Below are 22,591 nucleotides of genomic sequence, written 5' to 3'. Positions count from 1 at the left end.
ACGTGGCAGGACGAGGGCGGGCGCCGGGACGCGGAGCCGTGGCGTGGTGTCTGGTACTGCTCGTGGCCCTGGTGGGCTGCGGCGGCAGGCCCGCCACCGACCACACGCGGACGGACCTCCAGCAGATCCTCGACCGGCGGGCGACCGCGGTGCTCGACCGGGACCGCGCGGCGTTCGTCCGGACCGGAGCGCTGAGCTGGTTCGAGAACCTCAGCGCGGTCCCGCTCGCCGCCTGGTCCTACCGGGTCACCGCCCTGCACCGCACCGGCGACACCGCCACCGCCGACGCCGAGCTCAGCTACCGCGTCCAGGGCTACGACCAGGCTCCCGTCACCGTCGGCCGCACCCTGGAGCTCTCCCTGGACGCGGGCGGCCGGTGGTACGTGGACGCCGAACAGCCCGCCAGGAAGTCCCCACAGCAGCCGTGGGACCAGGGCGAGGTGATCGTCGTCCGCGGGGAGCACAGCCTGGTCCTGGGGGTCGGACAGACCGGTGAGGCACTGCACGTCTACGCCGACCTGGCGGACCGTGCCGTGCCCGCCGTGTCAAAGGCGTGGGGCACCGACTGGTCCCGGCATGTCGTCGTCCTCGTACCGAAGTCGCTGGAGGGCATGGCGGGGCTGCTCGGCTCGCCCGTCTCCGCGTACCGCGGGATCGCCGCGGTCACCACCGGCGAGACGGGCGCACCGGCGCGGGCGCCCGCGGACCGGATCATCGTCAACCCCGACGCGTACGGCGTCCTCGGCGCGCTCGGCAAACAGGTCGTGCTCACCCACGAGACCACCCATGTCGCCACCCGCGCCCACACCACCCCCGCGACACCGCTGTGGCTGTCCGAGGGATACGCGGACTGGGCCGGCTACCGCGACAGCGGCCGTACGCCCGCGCAGGCCGCGCCGGAGCTGCGGGACACCGTGTCCGCGGGCAAGGTGCCCGCGGCGCTGCCGCCCGACCAGGACTTCGGCTTCAGCGGGAACGCGACCGATCTGGCACGGGCGTACGAGGGCGGCTGGATGGCCTGCCGGATGATCGCCGAACAGTGGGGCGAGGTACGGCTGGGCGCCTTCTACCGGACGGTGGGCACGCACCGGAAGCGGGCGGGGGCGGTCGAGGACGCGATGAAGAAGGTCCTCGACATGACACCGGAGGCGTTCACCGCCCAGTGGCGGGACTATCTGCGGGAGCAGTTGGGCTGAGGGGGCTGTCCGGGGGCGCAGTCGGGCTGAGACGGCCGGGGGCGGCAGGTGGCCGGGTGCGGTCCGGCGGTCCGGGTGCCGCCTTCGTCGCCGGGCCCGGTGTCGCCCGCGACGGTGGGCCGTGGCTCAGGAGGCTGTGGTTCAGGAGGCGTGGTTCAGCAGGCGTGGTTCAGGAGGCCGACGTCTCCTTGGTGCGGGGTGCCTGACCCGGGATCTGGGCCTGCCCGGGCTTCGGGACCGTCGCGCGCCACAGGATGCGGGCGGCGGTGACGGTGGCGAGGACCAGCAGCACGTTGCGGACGCTGAGGAGGATGACGCCGAGCGGGTCGCTCGCCACGACGTGCGCGAACCAGAGCGGGAACTCCAGGACCGTCACGAAGCACGCCACCAGGAGCATGCCCGCCGGCGCGCCCATCCGGCTGTCCCGGAAACACAGGCAGACCGCCGCCAGGCCGACCAGCCACACCAGGTACTGCGGGCTGATCACCCGGCTGGTGGTGGTGAACATCAGCACCGCCACGAAGGCCGCGTCGGCCATGGTGTGTGCCTCGAACCGGGTCGCCAGCAGCCGCCACAGCAGCAGCCAGCCGAACGCCATGCCGGTCAGCGCGAGCGCCGCGGTGCTCACGTAGGTCACCCACGGCCCGACGAACTCGACCGAGCCGTAGTTCAGCAGCACCTCGCCGGCCCAGCCGTGGTGCCGGGCGACATGGAAGACGAGGGAGCCGAGCGACTCCACCTCGGTGCCCCGGTCGCGTTGGAAGGTCAGGAAGGCGAAGGCGCCGGGCATGGAGACGGCGAACACCGCGGCCAGCCCGGAGACGGTCACCGCCGCCGCGGCCCAGGTACCGCGCCTGCGGGCGCCCAGGAGCAGCAGGGCCGGCCACACCTTCAGCATCGCCCCGAAGCCCGCCAGGGCACCCATCAGCCGGGGGTGCCGGGAGCCCGCGAGCAGGGCGGCGACCGCGACCGCGACGACCAGCACGTCGTAGCGGGCGTACACGGTCGGCCCGAGCAGCGGCACGCCCGCTCCCCACACCCAGGCCCCGCGCAGCCGCCGGCCCGGGCGCAGGCCCGCGTACACCAGCAGGGCGAGGACGACCAGGTCGGCGAGGAAGGCGAGGACGAAGAACGCCGAGGCGTAGTCCAGGCCGGGCAGCAGCGCGGGGGAGAGGATCGCGAGGGCGGCGGCGGGCGGGTACTGCCAGGTGACGTCGTCCAGCGGGAAGGTGCCGGTGCGCAGGATGTCGTACCAGTCCTGGTAGATGACCGACACGTCGCTGGTGACGTCCGGGCCGGGGAAGACGTACACCTTGAACACGAAGAGCAACAGCAGCAGCCTGGTCACGCCCCAGGTGAGCAGCAGGCAGGTCGGTGACCGCCTCGCGCCCGTCGTCCCCACGTGCTCCATGCTCCCCTGCCGTTCGATTCCGACGTGAAGGGAACATGATGTCCCGCTCCTCTGTGAGCGTGCCATAAACGCGGCCGGGGGCCGTCGGGAGCGGGCGGTTCGGTAGGGTCTGCGGCGATGCACAAGACTCTCGTCGTCACGAACGACTTCCCGCCCCGGCCGGGTGGGATCCAGGCGTTCCTGCACAACATGGCGCTGCGGCTCGATCCCGAGCGGCTGGTCGTCCACGCGTCCACCTGGAAGCGCTCCCGGGAGGGCGTCGAGGCCACCGCCGCGTTCGACGCCGAGCAGCCCTTCACCGTCGTACGGGACTCCACGACGATGTTGCTGCCGACGCCCGGGGCGACCCGGCGGGCCGTCGGGCTGCTGCGGGAGCACGGGTGCACGTCGGTGTGGTTCGGGGCGGCGGCGCCACTCGGGCTGATGGCGCCGGCGCTGCGCAGGGCGGGCGCCGAGCGGCTGGTCGCCACCACTCACGGGCACGAGGCCGGATGGGCGCAACTGCCCGCCGCGCGCCAGTTGCTGCGCCGGATCGGGGAGTCCACGGACACGATCACCTATCTCGGCGAGTACACGCGCTCCCGGATCGCCGCCGCGCTGACACCGGACGCGGCCGGACGGATGGCGCAACTGCCGCCCGGGGTCGACGAGAAGACCTTCCACCCGGGCTCGGGCGGCGGCGAGGTCCGGGCGCGGCTCGGGCTGACCGACCGGCCGGTGGTGGTGTGCGTGTCCCGGCTGGTCCCGCGCAAGGGGCAGGACACGCTGATTCTGGCCATGCCCCGGATCCTGGCCGCCGAGCCGGACGCCGTCCTGCTGATCGTCGGCGGCGGACCCTACGAGAAGGAACTGCGCAGGCTCGTCCACGAGACCGGGGTCGCCGATTCCGTGCGCTTCACGGGCGCGGTGCCCTGGTCGGAGCTGCCCGCGCACTACGGCGCCGGGGACGTGTTCGCGATGCCGTGCCGGACCCGGCGGGGCGGGCTCGACGTCGAGGGGCTCGGGATCGTGTACCTGGAGGCCTCGGCGACCGGGCTGCCGGTCGTCGCCGGAGACTCCGGTGGCGCCCCGGACGCGGTGCTCGACGGCGAGACCGGCTGGGTGGTGCCCGGCGGGTCCGTGGAGCAGGTCGCCGAACGGATCGTCGTCCTCCTCGGGGACGCCGAGCTGCGGCGGCGGATGGGGGAGCGGGGACGCGCCTGGGTCGAGGAGAAGTGGCGCTGGGACCTGCTGGCACAGAAGCTCAAGCAGCTGCTGTAGGACGCCCCGCAGGGGCGCGAGGCTGTGCCGATCCGCGTTGATCCAAGTCGATCCGCGGCTCGGCCGCGTGGGCGCGGTACACCGCACTGCGCGGGTGCGGTACACCGCACGCGTGGGCGCGGCACGCCGCACACCACCCGCAGCTGCCCCATCCGCGCGCCCGGCCCAACAGATGGCGTCTGCGGCCGACAAGACCCCTAGCCGGAACCGGAAAATCCGCACATGCTGCGAACATGACAGAAAAACTGATGCAGCATCAGCTGACGAGACGTCACATGCTGGGTATGGCCGCCCTGCAGACCGCGGCCGCCCTCGGCTTCACCCGCGTCGGCCTCCAGTCCGCCCGGGCGGCTGAGCCCGACGCCGCCGAAACCGCCCCCGCCATCGTCGTCGGCTCCGGATACGGTGCCGCCGTCGCCGCCCTCCGCCTCGGCCAGGCCGGCATCCGCACCCTCGTGCTCGAAATGGGCCAGCTCTGGAACACCCCCGGCTCCGACGGCAAGATCTTCTGCCCCACCACCGCCCCGGACCAGCGGTCCATGTGGTTCCGCACCCGCACCGAGGCCCCGCTGGCCTCGTTCCTGTGGCTGGACGTCGTCAACCGGAACATCAGCGCGTATCCCGGGGTCCTGGACCGGGTTCACTTCGACGCCATGTCCGTGTACGTCGGCCGGGGCGTCGGCGGCGGTTCCCTGGTCAACGGTGGCATGGCGGTCACGCCGCTGAAGTCGTACTTCGCCGAGCAGTTCCCCACCGTCGACGCCGACGAGATGTACAACACCTACTTCCCGCGCGCCCGTTCCGCACTCGGCGTCAACAGCGTCGACCCGGCCTGGTTCGAGTCGACGGAGTGGTACACCTTCACCCGGGTCTCGCGCGCCCACGCGCAGAAGACGGGTCTGAAGACCACCTTCGTGCCCAACGTCTACGACTTCGGGTACATGCAGCGCGAGGCGGCCGGCACGGCCACCAAGTCGGCACTGGGAGGCGAGATCATCTACGGCAACAACCAGGGAAAACGGAGCCTGGACAAGACGTATCTCGCCGCCGCGCTCGGCACCGGCAAGGTCACGATCCACACCCTGGAGAAGGTGACCGGGATCAGCCGGGCGAACGACGGGACGTACGTCCTGACCGCCGACCGGATCGACGTCACCGGCAAGGTCGTGGAGACCAAGCAGTACGGCTGTACGTACCTGTTCCTCGGCGGCGGCAGCGTCGGCACCAGCGAACTCCTCGTCCGCGCCCGGGAGACGGGCACGCTCCCGGCGCTGAACGCCGGCGTGGGCGCCGGGTGGGGTACCAACGGCAACGTGATGCTGGGCCGCGCCAACCACCTGTGGGACACGGTCGGCGCCAACCAGTCCACCATTCCGGTCATGGGCATCGACGACTGGGCCAACACCGACAACCCCGTCTTCGCCGAGATCGCCCCGATGCCGGCGGGGCTGGAAACCTGGGTCAGTCTGTATCTGGCGATCACCAAGAACCCGCAGCGGGCGTCGTTCTCGTACGACGCCTCGACCCGCTCGGTGAAGCTCGACTGGAGCGCCGCCCACAGCGCCGTCTCGGTGGGCATGGCGAAGAAGCTGTTCGACCGGATCAACGCGGCCAACTCCACGATCTACCGCTACGACCTGTTCGGCTCGTCCAACAAGATCTTCGCCGACGACTTCACGTACCACCCGCTCGGCGGCTGTGTGCTGGGCAAGGCGACCGACAACTACGGCCGGGTGAAGGGGTATTCGAAGCTGTACGTCACCGACGGCTCGCTCGTGCCGGGGTCGATCGGGGTGAACCCGTTCGTGACGATCACCGCGCTCGCCGAACGGAACATGGCGCGGGTCCTCGCCGAGGACACCACGCCATGACACTCCGTCAGCAGGCCTGCTACTTCTGGTAGATGGCCTCGATCTCGGCCGCGTAGTCCTTCGCGACCACATTGCGCTTGAGCTTCAGCGACGGCGTGAGGTGGCCCGAGTCCTCCGTGAACTGGGAGGAGAGAATGCGGAACTTCCGCACCGATTCCGCCTTCGACACCGCGGCGTTGCCGTCGTCGATCGCGGCCTGGATCGCCGCCTTCAGGTCCGCGTCATCACGCAGCGACGCCGCGGTGGAGCCGGCCGGTTTGCCGTGCTCGGCCGCCCAACGGCCCAGGAACTCCTCGTCGATGGTGACCAGCGCGCCCACGAACGGCCGCCCGTCGCCCACCACCATGCACTCCCCGACCAGCGCGTGCGCCCGGATGCGGTCCTCGATCACGGCCGGGGCCACGTTCTTGCCGCCCGCCGTGACGATGATCTCCTTCTTGCGGCCGGTGATGCGGAGGTAGCCGTCCTCGTCGAGGGTGCCGATGTCGCCGGTGTGGAACCAGCCGTCGGCCAGCGCCTCCGCGGTCGCGGCCTCGTTGTTCCAGTACCCGGTGAACAGGTGCTCGCCGTGCAGCAGCACCTCGCCGTCGTCCGCGATCCGGATCACCGAACCGGGCAGCGGCTGGCCGACCGTGCCGATCTTCTGGCGGTCCCACGGGTTGAAGGCCGTCGCGGCACAGGACTCGGTCAGGCCGTAGCCCTCCAGGACCGTGAAGCCGATACCCCGGAAGAAGTGCCCCAGGCGCTCGCCCAGCGGGGCGCCACCGGAGATCGCGTACTCGCCCTTGCCGCCGAGCGCCGCGCGCAGCTTGCTGTAGACGAGCTTGTCGAAGGTCTTGTGCTTGATCTTCAGACCGAGCGACGGGCCCGACGGGGTGTCCAGCGCCTTGCTGTACGCGATCGCGGTGTCCGCGGCCTTGTCGAAAATCTTGCCCTTGCCGTCCGCCTGCGCCTTGGCCCGCGCCGAGTTGTAGACCTTCTCGAAGACCCGCGGGACGCCCAGGATCAGCGTCGGCCGGAACGAGGCCAGCTCGCCGGTGAGGTTCGTGATGTCCGGGACGGCGCCCAGCTTGATCGGTGCCATCATCGGCGCGACCTGGATCAGCCGGCCGAAGACGTGCGCCAGCGGCAGGAACAGGAGGACCGAACACCCGCCGGTGCGGAACAGCGGGCGCAGGCGCTCGACGACGTTGCCGCACTCGGCGAAGAAGCTGCGGTGGGTGAGCACACAGCCCTTGGGCCGGCCGGTGGTGCCGGAGGTGTACACGATGGTCGCCGGGTCGTCGGCCTTGGCGAGCGAGCTGCGCTTGTCGACGGCGTCGTCCGTGACGTCCTGGCCGAGGCGACGGAGTTCCTGCACACCGCCGGCCTCGATCTGCCAGACGTGCTTGAGCGCGGGCAGACCGTCACGCACCGACTCGACGGCGGCCGCGTGGTTGTCCAGTTCGACGATGCAGGCGGTGGCGCCCGAGTCGGAGAGGATCCACTGGACCTGCTCCGGCGAACTGGTCTCGTACACCGGCACGGTGATCGCGCCCGTGCTCCAGATCGCGAAGTCCAGCAGCGTCCACTCGTAGCGGGTGCGGGACATCAGGGCGACCCGGTCGCCGGGCTGCACGCCGGAGGCGATGAGCCCCTTGGCGGCGGCGTGCACCTCGGCGAGGAAGACGGTGGCCGTCACGTCCTGCCACACACCGCCCGCCTTGCGGGCGATGACGGCGACATCCGGGTGCTGCGCGGCGTTTCTCCGGACGATGTCGGTGAGATTGCCGTCCGCAGGGACCTCGTACAAAGCCGGAAGGCTGAACTCGCGCAAGACTGCTGCTCCTCATAGGGCGCCGACGCCACGACGTTGCTGATGCGACGGTGCGGTCCACGGCCCGGGCAGGTGCTCAGGGCCCTCACCCCGGGGCCTGGGGGCGCCGCGGTGGAAAACCTGAGTACGACTGGACCGATCGGATGTTACCCGCCGGTATGGCTCCTTCGGCAGGGGCCCCGGCGAGATGTTCGCCGCGTCATACAGATCGGTGTTTCTTCGTGTCGGGTTTCTTCGCGCACAGTAGTCCACGTACTAACTGACTGGCCAGTAACCCCATGTTCCGCCGCCTCTGTTCACGTATGCCGCACACGCTTACGCTTGATCGACATGGCACCCACACCGCCCGGTAACGACAGGACGCGCGTTCATGTGGTCAGCGACGTGCACGGAAACGCCCGCGACCTGGTTCGCGCCGGTGAGGGCGCGGACGCCCTGGTCTGCCTGGGCGACCTCGTCCTCTTCCTCGACTACGCCGACCACTCGCGCGGGATCTTCCCCGACCTCTTCGGCGTGGAGAACGCCCACCGCATCGTCGCGCTGCGCACCGCCCGCCGTTTCGAGGAGGCGCGCGAGCTCGGGGCCCGGCTGTGGGCGGGCGTCGGCGGAGACCGGGCGGCGGTGATCGAGCAGGCGGTACGCAAGCAGTACGCCGAGATGTTCGCGGCCTTCCCGACGCCGACGTATGCCACCTATGGCAATGTCGACATACCGTCTTTGTGGCCGCAGTACGCCGGCCCGGGCACGACCGTGCTCGACGGGGAGCGGGTGGAGATCGGCGGCTGGGTCTTCGGCTTCGTCGGCGGCGGCCTGCGCACCCCCATGCGCACGCCGTTCGAGATCAGCGACGAGGAGTACGCCGCGAAGATCGAGGCGGTCGGCGAGGTCGACGTGCTGTGCACGCACATCCCGCCGGAGGTGCCGGAGCTGGTCTACGACACCGTGGCACGCCGTTTCGAACGGGGGAGCCGGGCGCTGCTGGACGCGATCCGGCGCACGCGGCCCCGGTACGCGCTGTTCGGCCACGTCCATCAGCCGTTGGCGCGGCGGATGCGGATCGGGGCGACCGAATGCGTGAACGTGGGGCACTTCGCCGGGACCGGGAAACCGTGGGCGCTGGAATGGTGAGCGAGCGCGGGGATGAGTGTCGCGGGATGAGCGAGCGGGGGAACGTCGAGCGCGAGGATGGGTGAGCCGGGAACGCCGAGCACGGGAACGCCGAGCACGGGAACGCCGAGCACGGGAACGCCGAGCGCGGGATGGTGAGCGTGTGGATGGTGAGGGCTTCCCGGTGACCGGGGCGGATGGGGTGAAGTCGGCCGGTCGCGTGCGCGGTAGCCTTCACGCTGCACACACGTGCGCAGCACGACCTCAGTACCGGCCCGTATCTGGAGGAGCCACGGCGATGGCGGAACACACCAGCTCGAGCATCACGATCGAGGCGCCACCGGCCGAGGTCATGGCGGTGATCGCCGACTTCGCCCGCTATCCGGACTGGACCGGAGAGGTGAAGGAGGCGCAGGTCCTCAAGACGGACGAGCGGGGCCGCGCCGAGCAGGTCCGGCTCGTCATGGACGCCGGCGCCATCAAGGACGACCAGACCCTGGGCTACACCTGGACGGGCGACCACGAGGTCTCCTGGACCCTGGTCAAGTCCCAGATGCTGCGGTCCCTCGACGGCTCCTACCTCCTGAAGTCGGCGGGCGCGGGGGCGACGGAGGTCACGTACCGCCTCACCGTCGACGTCAAGATCCCGATGCTCGGCATGATCAAGCGCAAGGCGGAGAAGGTCATCATCGACCGGGCCCTGGCGGGATTGAAGAAGCGGGTGGAGTCGGGGAAGAGGTAAGCGGGTGGAGTCGGGGAAGAAGTAGGGGACCTGGCTGGTAGGGGACCTGGTCGTGCCGGGTACCCGGCAGTGCGCGCCCACCATCCGCCTCCGTTACGGTTCACCCCCATGCGCACCATCCTGATCACGGGCCCCGGCGGCAGCGGCCGTACCACCGTCGCCGCCGCCACCGCCCTCGCCGCCGCCCGTGAGGGCACCCGCACCCTCCTCCTCGGTGCGGACCGCACCGACACCCTCGGCGCGGCCCTGGGCACGGCGACGGGACCGGCCCCCCGACAGGTCGCGCCGAACCTCACCGCCTGGCGCCCGGACGCCGCCGAACGCTTCCGCGAGGACCTCACCGCGTTCCAGTCCCGCGCGACGACCGCCCTCGACCTGCTCGGCGCCTCCCGCCTGGACCCCGAGGAGGTCACCCCCCTGCCCGGCGCCGAGGAGCTCTCCCTGCTCCGCGCCCTGCGTGATGCCACCCTCGCCGAGGCCCACGACCTCGTGGTCGTCGACCTCCCGCCCATCCCGCAGGCGCTCGCCCTGTTCGCGCTCCCCGAGGAACTCCGCCGCTACCTGCGCCGACTGCTCCCGCCCGAGCGGCAGGCGGCCCGCGCCCTGCGCCCCGTCCTCGGCCGGCTGGCCGGCGTGCCGATGCCCGCGGAATGGCTGTACGAGACCGCCGCCCGCTGGGACGTCGAGCTCGCCGCCGTCGAGGCGGTGCTCGCCGACCGCGACACCGTCGTACGGCTGGTCGCCGAACCCGGCCCGGCCGGTGCCGACTCCGTCCGCGGGGCCGGCCTCGCCCTCGCCCTGCGCGGCCTGCGTCCCGACGTGCTGGTGGCCAACCGGGTCCTGCCGGAGGCCGCGCAGGACACCTGGTCGGCCGGTCTGATCGCCCAGCAGCGCAAGACCCTGGACGAGTGGCGGGCGCCGTACGACGTCCGGACCGTCGCTCATCGCGGCCACGACCCGCGCGGCACCGACGATCTCGCCGCGCTCGCCGTCCCCGGGGTCAACGGCACGACCTCCACCGTCGGGTGGTCCGTGACCGACCGGCTCGCCGAGGACGGGGTGCTGGTCTGGCGCATCCCGCTGCCCGGCGCCCTACGCGACGAGCTGGACCTGATCCGGCGCGGCGACGAACTCGTCGTCAGCGCGGGCCCGTTCCGCCGGATCGTGCCGTTGCCGTCCGCGCTGCGCCGCTGCACCGTCGCCGGGGCCGCCCTGCGCGACGGCGAGTTGCGCATCCGGTTCGCGCCGGACTCGGGTCTCTGGCCCCAGACCCGGTGAACCGGTTCACCGGATGTCTGGCCGCAGACCGTGAACCGGCCGGGCCCGTTCGGGTAACGTCGTAGAGACGAACCGTAGTCAGGAGTCCGTCATGAGCGAAAAGCTCCCCCCGTCCGAGGAGGGCGGGCGCGAGGCCGTGGACGAGGCGCGGGCGACCGACGCCGACGCCTGGGCGACGGCCTGTGCCGAGGACCTCGCGGCGGAGAAGACCCGCCGCCGCACCCAGTACGGGCCGCCTCCGGGCACGGCCGCCGAGGAGCTGCGCAAACTCGTCGACACCGTCGCGGACAAGCTGTCCGGCCTCCAGTCCCCGCTGCTCGGGGCGGTCGCCGGTCCGGCCGCCCAGCAGGTGGTGAAGCAGGTCGTCCAGCAGGCCAAGGCCGCCGTCGAACCCGTGATAGAGCGCAATCCGGACCTCTTCGACCATCTGGCCAACGCGGGGAGCGAGCTGCTGGCCGCGTACCGGTCGGCCGTCCAGGCCCAGGAGCGGCGCTGGACGACCCCCGAGCGAGACGCGCGCGACCTCGACGAACCCCGTCGCGGCAAGGGCGACGAGCCCGGCCCCGGCGAACGCATCGACTTGGACTGACGCCCCCCTCGGGTACGGTTGGCCGTAGCGGGGCTCGACCGAAACTGAGGGATTCATGGGACTCACCATCGGCGTCGATATCGGCGGCACGAAGATCGCAGCCGGTGTGGTCGACGAGGAAGGCAACATCCTCTCGACCCACCAGGTGCCGACCCCGGGCACGCCCGACGGCATCGTGGACGCCATCGCCTCCGCGGTCGACGGCGCGCGCGCCGGGCACAAGATCGTCGGCGTGGGCATCGGTGCCGCCGGCTACGTCAACCGCCAGCGCTCGACGGTCTACTTCGCGCCGAACATCGACTGGCGCCAGGAGCCGCTGAAGGAGAAGGTCGAGGCCCGCGTGGGCCTCCCGGTCATAGTGGAGAACGACGCCAACGCGGCCGCGTGGGGCGAGTACAAGTTCGGGGCCGGCAAGGGCCACCGCAACGTCATCTGCATCACCCTCGGCACCGGCCTGGGCGGCGGCATCATCATCGGCAACAAGCTGCGCCGCGGACACTTCGGGGTGGCCGCCGAGTTCGGCCACATCCGTATGGTCCCGGACGGCCTGCTGTGCGGCTGCGGCTCGCAGGGCTGCTGGGAGCAGTACGCCTCCGGCCGCGCCCTCGTCCGGTACGCCAAACAGCGCGCCAACGCGACCCCGGAGAACGCGGAGATCCTCCTCGGCCTGGGTGACGGCAGCCCCGAGGGCATCGAGGGCAAGCACATCTCCATGGCTGCCCGCCAGGGCGACCCGGTCGCCGTCGACTCCTACCGCGAGCTCGCCCGCTGGGCCGGCGCCGGCCTCGCCGACCTCGCCTCCCTCTTCGACCCGTCCGCCTTCATCGTCGGCGGCGGCCTCTCGGACGAGGGCGAACTGGTCCTCGACCCCATCCGCAAGTCCTACAAGCGCTGGCTGGTCGGCGGCAACTGGCGCCCGGTGGCCGATGTGATCGCCGCGCAACTGGGCAACAAGGCAGGCATGGTCGGCGCCGCGGACCTGGCGCGAGAGCCCGACCCGATCATGTGACGGTCCCTGCTGGACGCGGAACCTGTTCCTGCGCAGGGGCGCGGGGCTGTACACACACGCGGATCCGCCGCGTGGGCGCGACACGCCACGACAGACCGGTAGTCGCGCACAACCCTCGCGCCCCGAGCTCTTGGGCGTAAATTGATCCACATGGCGCCGCTCCCAGAGTCCCGCACAGACCCCGACGGTTCAGCTCTCATCCGCGTACTGAGCTACAACATCCGCTCCATGCGCGACGACACCGAGGCGCTGGCAAGGGTGATCAGCGCCTGCGCCCCCGACCTGGTCCTGATCCAGGAGGCCCCCCGTTTCTTCCGCTGGCGCAAGAAGCTCGCCCGGCTCGCGGCGGCCTCCGGCCAGGTGGTCCTCGCCGGCGGCGGTACGGCCGCGGGACCGGCGCTTCTCTGTTCCCTCAGGGCGACCGTCGAGCGCACCGAGGACGTCCTGCTTCCCCTCACACCCGGCCAGCACCGGCGTGGCTTCGCCACCGCGGTCGTACGGTTCGGTGGCGCCCGCGTCGGCGTGCTGAGCTGCCACCTCTCGCTCCAGAAGGACGAGCGGTACGAGCAGAGCGGCATGCTCCGTGACCGGCTCGCCGGCCTGGGCGTGGACCACGCGATCGCGGGCGGCGACCTCAACGAACACCCCGGCGGCCGCACCTTCGCCCGCCTCGCCGAAGGCCTCCAGGACTGCTGGGCCACCGCTCCCTGGGGCGGCGAACACACCTGGACACGCACCGCCCCCCAGCGACGCATCGACGCGATCTTCGCCACGAAGGGCATCGAGGTGCTCGGCTGCGGAGTCCCGCTGGGGCTCCCGGGGGTGGCCGAGGCCGATCTCCTCAGGGCGACGGATCACCTGCCGGTGCTGGCCGCGCTGCGGGTGCCCGCGGCTTGACGCATGGTGCCGGCCGCGCTGCGGGTGCCCGCGGCCTGGCGCACGGTGCCGGCCGGGCTGCGGGTGCCCGCGGCCCAAGGCGTATCCGCCGGACGGAGTCCGGCGTCAGACGACCGCTCCCCGCCCGGGATCCTCGTCGTCCTCGTTATCCGCCCGCATCCGCATCACCAGCGTGGCGAAGCCGCCCAGGAAACCGCCGATGGCGACCGTGGTCAGCCACCAGGTCATCTCCCAGCCGAGCAGGACCGCCAGCAGGAACAGGACGGGCCCGCCCAGCACCCCCAGCCAGGCGAACTTGGCGGTGGTGTCGGCGGTCGGCAGGGGCGGCGGCTCCGGCGGTACGAAGTGCCCCTCGTCGTCCTCCTCGAAGTCCTCTTCGGCTGCTTCCGGCGTGTTGTGGTCCCGTGGTCCGATCCCGGGCGCGAAGGAGACGGAACCGCCGAGCGGCTTCGCGGGCTTCTCCTGCTCGGACTCCTTGGGCTCCTTGGGCTTCTTGGTGGCCTGCTTGGTGTCCCCGGCCTCCTGGGGGCCGCCGTCGTTCGTCTCGCTCTCCAGCAGCGCCAGATCCTCGACCGACTTGAAGGGCTTGGTGCCCGGGGGGTCCTGCGGCTCCTCGCCGAACCCGGCGACGATGGCCGCCCACGCGGCGTCCTCGTCGAACGGGACGTTCTGCTCTTCCGGCTCGCGGTCCTCGCGCTCCTCGCGATCGGAGTCGTGCTCAGCCACGGGCGGCCGTCCCTTCCTTGCCGATGCTGGGGGCGAGCCGGGCGATGAACGCGTAGCTCTCCGCGTAGATCCGGTCCGCCTCATGGTCCAACGTCGCGACGTGGTAGCTCTGTTCCAGCACGATCTCCTGTACGTCCGTGGAGGAGACCCGACTCAGGACGCGGGCGGAGTCGGCCGCCGGCACCACATGGTCCTGGGCGCTGCGGAGGACCAGCAGCGGCTGGGTGACCTGCGGCAGCTCACCGTCGACCAGCCGGAAGAAGGTGCGCAGGGAGTGCGCGGCGCGCAGCGGCACCCGGTCGTACCCCAGCTCGGTGCTGCCCTCCTTGGCGATGTCGCTGGCGATGCCCTTCGTCGTCCGGACGAGGTGGTGGGCCACCGGAAGGGCGTACGCGGCCAGGCCGTGCATCCGGTTCGCCGGGTTGACGACCACGACACCGCTGAGCGCGTCCCCGTGCTTGGCGGCCAGCCGCAGTGCGAGGGTGCCGCCCATCGACAGGCCGGCCACGAACACCTGAGCGCACCGCTCACGCAGGGCACGCAGCTCCCGGTCCACCTCGGCGTACCAGTCCTGCCAGCCGGTGAGCTGCATGTCCTCCCAGCGGGTGCCGTGGCCGGGCAGCAGCGGCAGGGAGACGGTGAGATCGCGCTCGGCCAGATACTCCGCCCAGGGGCGCAGCGACTGGGGCGAACCGGTGAAGCCGTGACAGAGGAGGATCCCCGTTTCCCCGCCCTCGTGGCGGAACGGCTCGGCTCCAGGGAGGACCGGCACCTTCGGTCTCCTGTTCATGAGAAGGGCGTGGATTCATGAGAAGGGTGTGAACGAGTCCAGGTGTGCTTCACCGTACGCGACCGTACGGACACCGACCAGGGCCGTCGGTCCCTTCGATGACGCTGCGGGTTAAGGTCTGATCCACGGACACAGGAGGCAGTCGGTTGTTGTACGGCACGATGAAGGTCGCCATCGGAGGGCCGCTCAAGGTTGCTTTCAGGCCCTGGGTGGAAGGCATGGAGCACATTCCGGCCGAGGGCCCCGCCATCCTGGCGAGCAATCACCTGTCGTTCTCCGACTCGTTCTTCCTGCCCGCGGTCCTGGACCGTCAGGTCACCTTCATCGCGAAGGCCGAGTACTTCACCACGCCCGGCGTGAAGGGCCGGCTGACGGCCGCGTTCTTCAAGGGGCTGGGCCAGCTCCCGGTGGACCGTTCCGGCGGACGCGGCGCGGGTGAGGCAGCCATCAAGAGCGGCCTGGAGGTACTGCAGCGCGGTGAGCTGTTCGGCATCTATCCGGAGGGCACACGCTCGCCCGACGGCCGCCTCTACCGGGGCAAGCCCGGCGGCCTCGCGCGCCTGACGCTCGCCGGCGGCGTCCCGGTCATACCGGTCGCCATGATCGACACGGAGAAGATCCAGCCGCCCGGCAAGGTGATGCCGAAGCTGATGCGGCCGGGCATCCGCATCGGCAAGCCCCTGGACTTCAGCCGCTACCAGGGCATGGAGCACGACCGCTTCGTCCTGCGCGCTCTGACCGACGAGGTCATGTACGAGATCATGAAGCTCTCCGGCCAGGAGTACGTCGACATGTACGCGACCGCCGCCAAGCGGCAGATCGCGGAGGCGGCGAAGGCCGAGAAGGACGCGGAGAAGGCGGCGAAGGCCGCAGCGGCACAGGCGGAGAAGGAACAGGCCGAGAAGGAACAGGCGGATTAGGGGCGGTCCGGGCCCTGATGCCGCGGCATCAGGGTGGGGCCGGATCGGGGGGTGGGGGAGTTGGCCAGGCGCGAGAGGGTCATGACGATGTCGGTCGAGCTGCCGCTGTGGCGTGCGCTCACCGCGTACCGGGTGCTCGCGATGCTGTACGCGGTCGGCCTGTTCGCCACCGTCTACGACGGGTTCGTCCGCCCGGGCGTGGCCATTGCCTACTATGTCGTGCTGTTCGTGTGGACCCTGGCCACGCTTCCCCGGGTCGCGAACGCGGCGGCCTGCACCAAGCGCTTCCTCGCCGTCGACCTCACGATCGCGATCACCGGCATCCTGCTCACCCGTGTCGCCGACGAAGCCGCGCGGATCGCGGAGGGCGGTCCGACGCTGCCGTCGATATGGACCGCGGGCTCCGTGCTGGCCTTCGCCCTCAAGGGCGGCTGGCGCTGGGCGGCCTTCGCCTCCACCGGCGTCGCCCTCGCCAACCTGGCCGAGCGCGGCGCCCCGACCCGGGACACGGTCCACAACGTGATCCTGGTGTGGGTCGCCGCCATCGCCATCGGGTACGTCGTCGAGGTCGCCCGCGCCTCCGAGCGCACCCTCGCCCGCGCCCTGGAGATCGAGGCGACGACCCGGGAGCGGGAGCGGCTGGCCCGGGACATCCACGACAGCGTGCTCCAGGTGCTGGCGATGGTGCAGCGGCGCGGCGCCGTCATCGGCGGGGAGGCGGCCGAGTTGGGCCGTATGGCCGGCGAGCAGGAGGTCGCCCTGCGCACCCTGGTCTCCGGCGGCCTGGTCCCTGTCTCCCGGGTGTCGGAGGACGAGGCCGAGGGAGCCGTCGTACGGACCGTCGACGAGCCGGACGACGACACCGGGCCGGTCGACCTGCGCTCCCTGCTCGCCCCGTACGCTGCCGCGAAGGTCAGCCTCGCCGAGCCCGGCGCCCCCGTGCCGCTGCCCCCGGCCGCGGCGAGGGAGCTGGCCGCCGCGGTCGGCGCCGCCCTGGACAACGTACGCAAGCACGCCGGAGAGCAGGCGCGGGCGTGGATCCTCGTCGAGGACGAGCCCGACGAGGTGATCGTGACCGTCCGGGACGACGGACCCGGTATCCCCGACGGCCGGCTCGCGCAGGCCGAGGGCGAGGGCCGGCTCGGCGTGGCCCTGTCGATCCGGGGCCGGCTGCGCGAACTCGGCGGCAGCGCCGATCTGATCTCGGTGCCCGGCCAGGGCACGGAGGTCGAACTGAAGGTACCGAAGCAGACACAGTCCTCACAGGGGAAGGCGGCGAAGCGATGACGGACAGCGACGAGCGTCAGCAGGGTCCGATCAAGGTCATGGTGGTCGACGACCACCCCATGTGGCGCGACGCGGTCGCCCGTGACCTGGGTGAGTCGGGCTTCGACGTGGTCGCCACCGCGGGCGACGGCGACCAGGCCGTGCGCCGGGCGAAGGCAGCCGCGCCGGACGTGCTCGTACTCGACCTGAACCTGCCGGCCAAGCCCGGCGTCCAGGTCTGCAAAGAACTCGTCGCCGCCAACCCGGCGTTGCGGGTGCTCGTGCTGTCCGCGAGCGGGGAGCACGCCGATGTGCTGGAGGCCGTGAAGTCGGGCGCGACCGGCTATCTGCTGAAGTCGGCGTCCACGGAGCAACTGGTCGACGCGGTCCGCCGTACGGCCGCCGGTGACCCCGTCTTCACCCCCGGTCTGGCCGGCCTGGTCCTCGGCGAGTACCGGCGCCTGGCGTCCGATCCCGGCTCCGCCGCCCCGGACGCCGACCAGCCCAAGGTTCCGCAGCTCACCGAGCGGGAGACCGAGGTGCTGCGCCTGGTCGCCAAGGGCCTGAGCTACAAGCAGATCGCCGAACGACTGGTCATCTCCCACCGCACGGTCCAGAACCACGTCCAGAACACCCTCGGCAAGCTCCAGCTGCACAACAGGGTCGAGCTGGTGCGGTACGCCATAGAGCGCGGACTTGACGACGAGTGACAGAAAAGTGACAAATTGACAGTCCCGCCCACGCCGGAGTGACCTGCGTCACCATTAGCGTGACGTTCAGCAGGCAACCTCTGGCGAAGGGACACTTCCATGCGCGTCGGAGTACTGACCGGAGGCGGCGACTGCCCCGGGCTCAACGCCGTCATCCGGGGAATCGTCCGCAAGGGCGTACAGGAGTACGGCTACGACTTCGTCGGCTTCCGGGACGGCTGGCGAGGCCCCCTGGAGAACTACACCGTGCGCCTGGACATCCCCGCGGTGCGCGGCATCCTGCCCCGTGGCGGCACCATCCTCGGCTCCTCCCGCACGAACCCGCTCCAGCAGGAGGACGGCATCCGCCGGGTCAAGGAGAACCTCGCCGAGCAGGAGGTCGACGCGCTCATCGTCATCGGCGGCGAGGACACCCTGGGCGTCGCCGCCCGGCTGTCCGACGAGGACCACGTGCCCTGTGTCGGCGTGCCGAAGACGATCGACAACGACCTGTCCGCGACCGACTACACCTTCGGCTTCGACACCGCCGTCAACATCGCCACGGAGGCCATCGACCGGCTGCACACCACCGCCGAGTCGCACATGCGGGTCCTGGTCTGCGAGGTGATGGGCCGGCACGCGGGCTGGATCGCCCTCCACTCCGGACTGGCCGGCGGGGCCAACGTCATCCTCATCCCCGAGCAGCGCTTCGATGTCGAACAGGTGTGCGCCTGGGTGACCTCCCGGTTCCGGGCGTCGTACGCCCCCATCGTGGTCGTCGCCGAGGGAGCGATGCCCCAGGACGGCGACGTGGTCCTCAAGGACGGCTCGCTGGACTCCTTCGGGCATGTGCGGCTGTCCGGCGTCGGCGAGTGGCTGGCCAAGGAGATCGAACGGCGCACCGGCAAGGAGGCCCGCACCACGGTCCTCGGGCACGTCCAGCGCGGCGGTACGCCCAGCGCCTTCGACCGCTGGCTCGCCACCCGCTTCGGTCTGCACGCCATCGACGCCGTCCGGGACGGCGACTTCGGCAAGATGGTCGCCCTGCGCGGCACGGACATCGTCCGCGTCCCGATCGCTGAGGCCACGGCCCGGCTGAAGACGGTCGATCCGAAACTGTACGAGGAGGTCGGGGTGTTCTTCGGCTGAGCCCCACGAACCACCACGGTCGGGCCGCCACGGTCGGGCCGTGGGTCGCATGTCCGGGATGTTTGGCAGGCCCGGCATGTTCGGCCCACGGCCCGGAGTGACGGTCCTCGACCCAGCCCCTCGACCCAGCCCCTCGACTACCTACCGGGCCGCCGCTGCGAGAACGTGCCGGTGTCGCGCAGCCGACGGACCAGGTCCCGCACGATGACCGCGCCGTTCAGCGTGAGCACCGACTCCGGGTGGAACTGCACGCCCGCCACCCCCGGCCCGCGCAGGGCGTGCACCTCTCCCGAGGAGCTGCGGCTCACCTGCACGCCGTGCGCGCCCAGCTCCGCGGCCGCCTCGTCGTCGCAGCGCGCCACGAAGCTGTTGTAGAAGCCGACGGTCTCGGTCCGCCCGAACAGATCGATCGCCGTCTGCGCACCCTGGTACGGCACGTCCTTCCGTACGATCTCCAGGCCCAGCTCGGCTGCGAGCAGCTCGTGCCCGAGGCAGACGCCGAGGACGCCGTGCCGGTTCTCCCGGAGCACCTCGGCGGCCAGGGCCCGCAGCACCCGCATCCTGGGGTCGGCGGTGTCGGAGGGGTCGCCCGGGCCGGGGCCGAGGACGAGCGGCCCCTCGTGCGCGCGGACCGCGTCCGGCAGGCCGGGGTCGTCGTACCGGCGGACGGTGACGGTGAGCCCCGAGGAGCGCAGGACGTGAGCGAGCATCGCGGTGAAGGTGTCCTCCCCGTCGACGACCAGGGCGTGGCCGTCGAGCTCGTCCGACGGGTCCTGCATCCGCAGCCAGAACGGGGCCAGCGAGGCCCGGCGCCCGTCGAGCGCGGCCTGCACGCGCGGGTCGTCGGCCAGCCGGGGCCGTACGGACTCCGCACACGGCCGTGACGGACGTACACCCAGGGCGGCCAGCACCCCCGCCGCCTTCGCGTGGGTCTCCGCGACCTCGCCCGCCGGGTCCGAACCGCGCACCAGCGTGGCCCCGACCGGCACCCGCAGCCCACCGTCGGCGGCGATGTCGGCGGTACGGATGAGGATGGGAGAGTCCAGGGTCTGGGCACCGCCGGAGTCCCGCCCGATCAGCGCCAGCGCACCGGCGTAGTACCCGCGCCCGACACCGTCCCGCCCGAGGGGCTCGTACCGCTCGATGACCCGGCAGGCGTTCTGCACGGGCGAGCCGGTGACCGTGGCGGCGAACATGGTCTCCTTCAGGACCTCCCGCACATCCAGCGAGGACTTCCCGCGCAGCTCGTACTCGGTGTGCGCGAGGTGGGCCATCTCCTTCAGCCGGGGTCCGACCACGACCCCGCCCATGTCGCCGACCGTGCACATCATCTTGAGCTCCTCGTCGACGACCATCGACAGCTCCTCGATCTCCTTGCCGTCGGCGAGGAAGCCGAGCAGGTGCTCAGGGGTCGGTCCCTCGGCGGGATAGCGGTACGTCCCGCTGATCGGGTTCATGACGACGGTCCCGCCGGACATCCGGACGTGCACCTCGGGGCTGGCCCCGACGAGTGTCCGGTCCCCGGTGTGCACGACGAACGTCCAGTACGCGCCCCGCTCGCCTTCGAGGAGCCGCCGGAACAGGGCGAGGGCGTCGGCTCTGGAGAATCCCGGGATCCGGCCCTCGTACGTCCGCCGGATCACGAAGTTCGCGCCCTCGCCCCGTCCGATCTCCTCCCGCAGCACCCGCCCGACGATCTCGGCGTACTCCTCGTCGGCCACGTCGAAGCCGCCGTCCTGGACGCGGACGTCGTGTGCGGGGAGCTGGGCGAGGGCCTCTTCCAGGGGCAGCGTGCGGGTCTCCTCGGGCGTCAGCACGGCGAGCGGTGTCCCGTCGTCACGGACGTCGAAGCCGCGTTCGCGGATCTGGCTGAAGGGGACGAGTGCGAGCCCCTCGTCGGGGAGGTCGGCCAGGCGGTCGTACGTGGTGACCGGGCCGATCAGCAGCTCGACCGTGTGTTCGTCGTGGCCGGGGGTGCGGCGGCGCAGCAGGGCGAACGGACGGGGGTCGTGCAACAGGTCCGTCAGGTTCATGGGTCGGTCTTCCTTTTCGATCGGTTCGATCTCGAACAGTTCGATGGACTCGATCAGTTCGATGGATTCGATGGATTCGATGGAGAGGAACGACCCCGGAAACGCCGAAGGCCGCCCCTCGGGCGGCCTTCGCGAAGTCTTGCGTACGCGCAGTCAGTGGGCCGCCGGATGAGCGGTCCACCACCAGTTCTGGGTCGAATGCGCGAACATGAGACGCACCGTACCCCACGCGCGCCCGCGCCGGAGGGCGTCTCGTCTGTGGAGCGCGTCTCACCTGTCGGGCCGGGAGAAAACCGGTCGACACGACCCCGTAATGTTGGGTGCGTGACCGTGAACGCTAAGACCAGCGCCAGTGCCGGCAACACCTGGCGAGACCTGCCCGCGGCGCAGCAGCCCGAGTACCTGGACACCGAGGCTCTGCGCGCAGTGATCGCGGACCTCGAGTCGTATCCGCCGCTCGTCTTCGCGGGCGAGTGCGACCAGCTGCGTGCCCGGATGGCGTCCGTCGCCAAGGGAGAGGCGTTTCTCCTCCAGGGCGGCGACTGTGCCGAGGCCTTCGACGGGGTGTCCGCCGACCAGATCCGCAACAAGCTGAAGACGCTGCTGCAGATGGGCGCCGTGCTGACGTACGCCGCGTCCGTGCCGGTGGTGAAGGTGGGCCGGATCGCCGGCCAGTACTCCAAGCCGCGCTCCAAGCCGACCGAGACCCGTGGCGGCGTGACCCTGCCGACCTACCGCGGCGACTCCGTCAACGGCTTCGACTTCAACGAGGCCTCCCGCGTTCCGGACCCGGAGCGTCTGAAGCGGATGTACCACGCCTCCGCCTCCACGCTGAACCTGGTGCGCGCCTTCACCACGGGTGGCTACGCCGACCTGCGCCAGGTGCACGCCTGGAACCAGGACTTCGTGAGGTCGTCCCCGTCCGGCCAGCGCTACGAGCAACTCGCCCGCGAGATCGACCAGGCGCTGAACTTCATGCGCGCCTGCGGGACGGACCCGGCCGAGTTCCAGACGGTCGAGTTCTACTCCTCGCACGAGGCGCTGCTCCTCGACTACGAGTCGGCGCTGACCCGGGTCGACTCCCGCACCGGGCAGCTGTACGACGTCTCGGCGCACATGGTGTGGATCGGTGAGCGCACCCGGCAGCTGGACCACGCGCACATCGAGTTCGCCTCGCAGATCCGCAACCCGATCGGCATCAAGCTCGGTCCGACGACGACGGCCGAGGAGGCGCTGCAGTACATCGAGCGCCTGGACCCCGACCGTGAGCCGGGCCGGCTGACCTTCATCGTCCGCATGGGCGCTGACAAGGTCCGCGACAAGCTGCCCGAGCTGGTCGAGAAGGTCACCGCCTCCGGTGCGACGGTGGCCTGGATCACCGACCCGATGCACGGCAACACCTACGAGGCGGCCTCCGGCCACAAGACCCGGCGCTTCGACGACGTGCTCGACGAGGTCAAGGGCTTCTTCGAGGTCCACAAGGGCCTGGGCACTCACCCGGGCGGCATCCACGTGGAGCTCACCGGCGACCATGTCACCGAGTGCGTGGGCGGCGGCGACGAGATCTTCGTCGACGACCTGCACCAGCGCTACGAGACGGCCTGCGACCCGCGCCTGAACCGTAGCCAGTCCCTCGACCTGGCGTTCCTCGTCGCCGAGATGTACAGGGACCAGTAGAGATGTACAGGGACCAGTAGCGGATTCGCCTGTTACCGGGGCATGGAGTGGGGGGGGGGGGGGGGGGGCGGCCGCCCCCCCCCCCCCCCCGACCGGGGGGCCCCCCCCGCGGGGGGAGGGGGGGTGGGACCCAGCAGGGGGGGGGGGGGCGGGGTGGGAGCCCCC

19 protein-coding genes are annotated in these 22,591 nt (G+C 71.2%); 14 read left to right on the top strand and 5 right to left on the bottom strand.

What is annotated here, in order from left to right:
- Positions 1–2 precede the first annotated feature (2 nt).
- Positions 3–1,196: a hypothetical protein gene (locus M2271_RS22820; RefSeq protein WP_280889150.1), complete on the top strand. Its 1,194-nt coding sequence runs from the start codon at positions 3–5 to the stop codon at positions 1,194–1,196.
- A gap of 169 nt (positions 1,197–1,365) precedes the next feature.
- Here the strand turns inward: M2271_RS22820 and M2271_RS22815 are convergent, their stop codons facing one another.
- Positions 1,366–2,598: a glycosyltransferase family 87 protein gene (locus tag M2271_RS22815; RefSeq protein ID WP_280889298.1), complete on the bottom strand. Its 1,233-nt coding sequence runs from the start codon at positions 2,596–2,598 to the stop codon at positions 1,366–1,368.
- 126 nt (positions 2,599–2,724) lie between these two features.
- On the opposite strand from M2271_RS22815, the gene M2271_RS22810 reads away from it, so the two are divergent.
- Entirely contained in the window at positions 2,725–3,867 is a 1,143-nt protein-coding gene (locus M2271_RS22810; protein ID WP_280889149.1) for a glycosyltransferase family 4 protein, read from the top strand.
- Positions 3,868–4,151: 284 nt separating this feature from the next.
- Positions 4,152–5,738 (top strand): GMC oxidoreductase, encoded by a 1,587-nt coding sequence (locus tag M2271_RS22805; RefSeq protein ID WP_280889297.1) that lies wholly within the window; start codon positions 4,152–4,154, stop codon positions 5,736–5,738.
- Positions 5,739–5,757: 19 nt separating this feature from the next.
- Here the strand turns inward: M2271_RS22805 and M2271_RS22800 are convergent, their stop codons facing one another.
- Entirely contained in the window at positions 5,758–7,554 is a 1,797-nt protein-coding gene (locus M2271_RS22800; protein ID WP_280889148.1) for an AMP-dependent synthetase/ligase, read from the bottom strand.
- A gap of 372 nt (positions 7,555–7,926) precedes the next feature.
- On the opposite strand from M2271_RS22800, the gene M2271_RS22795 reads away from it, so the two are divergent.
- The 6 genes from M2271_RS22795 (at position 7,927) to M2271_RS22770 (ending at position 13,176) form a co-directional block, all read left to right on the top strand.
- Positions 7,927–8,682, top strand: a complete 756-nt coding sequence (locus M2271_RS22795) for a metallophosphoesterase (protein WP_280889296.1) — start codon at positions 7,927–7,929, stop codon at positions 8,680–8,682.
- 277 nt (positions 8,683–8,959) lie between these two features.
- A complete protein-coding gene (locus tag M2271_RS22790) occupies positions 8,960–9,403 on the top strand; it encodes an SRPBCC family protein (protein WP_280889147.1) in 444 nt (147 codons plus the stop codon).
- Positions 9,404–9,511: 108 nt separating this feature from the next.
- Positions 9,512–10,681, top strand: a complete 1,170-nt coding sequence (locus M2271_RS22785) for an ArsA-related P-loop ATPase (protein WP_280889146.1) — start codon at positions 9,512–9,514, stop codon at positions 10,679–10,681.
- Between the two features lie 91 nt (positions 10,682–10,772).
- Positions 10,773–11,270 (top strand): DUF5304 domain-containing protein, encoded by a 498-nt coding sequence (locus M2271_RS22780; RefSeq protein WP_280889145.1) that lies wholly within the window; start codon positions 10,773–10,775, stop codon positions 11,268–11,270.
- 55 nt (positions 11,271–11,325) lie between these two features.
- Positions 11,326–12,279: an ROK family glucokinase gene (locus M2271_RS22775; protein WP_280889144.1), complete on the top strand. Its 954-nt coding sequence runs from the start codon at positions 11,326–11,328 to the stop codon at positions 12,277–12,279.
- 150 nt (positions 12,280–12,429) lie between these two features.
- Positions 12,430–13,176 (top strand): endonuclease/exonuclease/phosphatase family protein, encoded by a 747-nt coding sequence (locus M2271_RS22770; protein ID WP_280889143.1) that lies wholly within the window; start codon positions 12,430–12,432, stop codon positions 13,174–13,176.
- A gap of 105 nt (positions 13,177–13,281) precedes the next feature.
- Here M2271_RS22770 and M2271_RS22765 read toward each other — a convergent pair whose 3' ends face one another.
- Both M2271_RS22765 and M2271_RS22760 read right to left on the bottom strand, forming a co-directional pair.
- Positions 13,282–13,902: a hypothetical protein gene (locus M2271_RS22765; RefSeq protein ID WP_280889142.1), complete on the bottom strand. Its 621-nt coding sequence runs from the start codon at positions 13,900–13,902 to the stop codon at positions 13,282–13,284.
- On the bottom strand, positions 13,895–14,674 hold the full coding sequence (locus M2271_RS22760) for an alpha/beta fold hydrolase (protein WP_280889141.1): 780 nt from the start codon (positions 14,672–14,674) through the stop codon (positions 13,895–13,897). The genes M2271_RS22765 and M2271_RS22760 overlap by 8 nt, the downstream gene beginning before the upstream one ends.
- Before the next feature lie 179 nt (positions 14,675–14,853).
- Between M2271_RS22760 and M2271_RS22755 the strand changes: the two genes are divergently transcribed.
- The 4 genes from M2271_RS22755 (at position 14,854) to M2271_RS22740 (ending at position 18,716) form a co-directional block, all read left to right on the top strand.
- Positions 14,854–15,612 (top strand): lysophospholipid acyltransferase family protein, encoded by a 759-nt coding sequence (locus M2271_RS22755; RefSeq protein ID WP_280889295.1) that lies wholly within the window; start codon positions 14,854–14,856, stop codon positions 15,610–15,612.
- An 81-nt stretch (positions 15,613–15,693) separates the two neighbouring features.
- Positions 15,694–16,899: a DUF5931 domain-containing protein gene (locus tag M2271_RS22750; RefSeq protein ID WP_280889140.1), complete on the top strand. Its 1,206-nt coding sequence runs from the start codon at positions 15,694–15,696 to the stop codon at positions 16,897–16,899.
- The gene (locus M2271_RS22745; RefSeq protein WP_280889139.1) at positions 16,896–17,588 is read left to right on the top strand and encodes a response regulator transcription factor; all 693 of its coding nucleotides are present in this window, start codon (positions 16,896–16,898) and stop codon (positions 17,586–17,588) included. The genes M2271_RS22750 and M2271_RS22745 overlap by 4 nt, the downstream gene beginning before the upstream one ends.
- A gap of 99 nt (positions 17,589–17,687) precedes the next feature.
- On the top strand, positions 17,688–18,716 hold the full coding sequence (locus tag M2271_RS22740) for a 6-phosphofructokinase (protein ID WP_280889138.1): 1,029 nt from the start codon (positions 17,688–17,690) through the stop codon (positions 18,714–18,716).
- A 137-nt stretch (positions 18,717–18,853) separates the two neighbouring features.
- Here the strand turns inward: M2271_RS22740 and M2271_RS22735 are convergent, their stop codons facing one another.
- Positions 18,854–20,749 (bottom strand): anthranilate synthase family protein, encoded by a 1,896-nt coding sequence (locus M2271_RS22735; protein ID WP_280889137.1) that lies wholly within the window; start codon positions 20,747–20,749, stop codon positions 18,854–18,856.
- Between the two features lie 324 nt (positions 20,750–21,073).
- Between M2271_RS22735 and M2271_RS22730 the strand changes: the two genes are divergently transcribed.
- The gene (locus M2271_RS22730) at positions 21,074–22,426 is read left to right on the top strand and encodes a 3-deoxy-7-phosphoheptulonate synthase class II (protein WP_280889136.1); all 1,353 of its coding nucleotides are present in this window, start codon (positions 21,074–21,076) and stop codon (positions 22,424–22,426) included.
- Positions 22,427–22,591 lie beyond the last annotated feature (165 nt).

The organism is Streptomyces sp. LBL (genome assembly GCF_029893585.1).
Lineage (GTDB): Bacteria > Actinomycetota > Actinomycetes > Streptomycetales > Streptomycetaceae > Streptomyces.
Note: the sequence above shows the minus strand (reverse complement) of the source record. Positions and strands in the feature narration are given on the sequence as shown.

Coding starts and splice junctions, on each gene's coding strand:
- M2271_RS22810 (WP_280889149.1), top strand. CDS start 2,725: ATGCACAAGACTCTCGTCGTCACGAACGACTTCCCGCCCCGGCCGGGT.
- M2271_RS22805 (WP_280889297.1), top strand. CDS start 4,152: ATGGCCGCCCTGCAGACCGCGGCCGCCCTCGGCTTCACCCGCGTCGGC.
- M2271_RS22790 (WP_280889147.1), top strand. CDS start 8,960: ATGGCGGAACACACCAGCTCGAGCATCACGATCGAGGCGCCACCGGCC.
- M2271_RS22785 (WP_280889146.1), top strand. CDS start 9,512: ATGCGCACCATCCTGATCACGGGCCCCGGCGGCAGCGGCCGTACCACC.
- M2271_RS22780 (WP_280889145.1), top strand. CDS start 10,773: ATGAGCGAAAAGCTCCCCCCGTCCGAGGAGGGCGGGCGCGAGGCCGTG.
- M2271_RS22775 (WP_280889144.1), top strand. CDS start 11,326: ATGGGACTCACCATCGGCGTCGATATCGGCGGCACGAAGATCGCAGCC.
- M2271_RS22770 (WP_280889143.1), top strand. CDS start 12,430: ATGGCGCCGCTCCCAGAGTCCCGCACAGACCCCGACGGTTCAGCTCTC.
- M2271_RS22755 (WP_280889295.1), top strand. CDS start 14,854: ATGAAGGTCGCCATCGGAGGGCCGCTCAAGGTTGCTTTCAGGCCCTGG.
- M2271_RS22750 (WP_280889140.1), top strand. CDS start 15,694: ATGACGATGTCGGTCGAGCTGCCGCTGTGGCGTGCGCTCACCGCGTAC.
- M2271_RS22745 (WP_280889139.1), top strand. CDS start 16,896: ATGACGGACAGCGACGAGCGTCAGCAGGGTCCGATCAAGGTCATGGTG.
- M2271_RS22740 (WP_280889138.1), top strand. CDS start 17,688: ATGCGCGTCGGAGTACTGACCGGAGGCGGCGACTGCCCCGGGCTCAAC.
- M2271_RS22735 (WP_280889137.1), bottom strand. CDS start 20,749: ATGAACCTGACGGACCTGTTGCACGACCCCCGTCCGTTCGCCCTGCTG.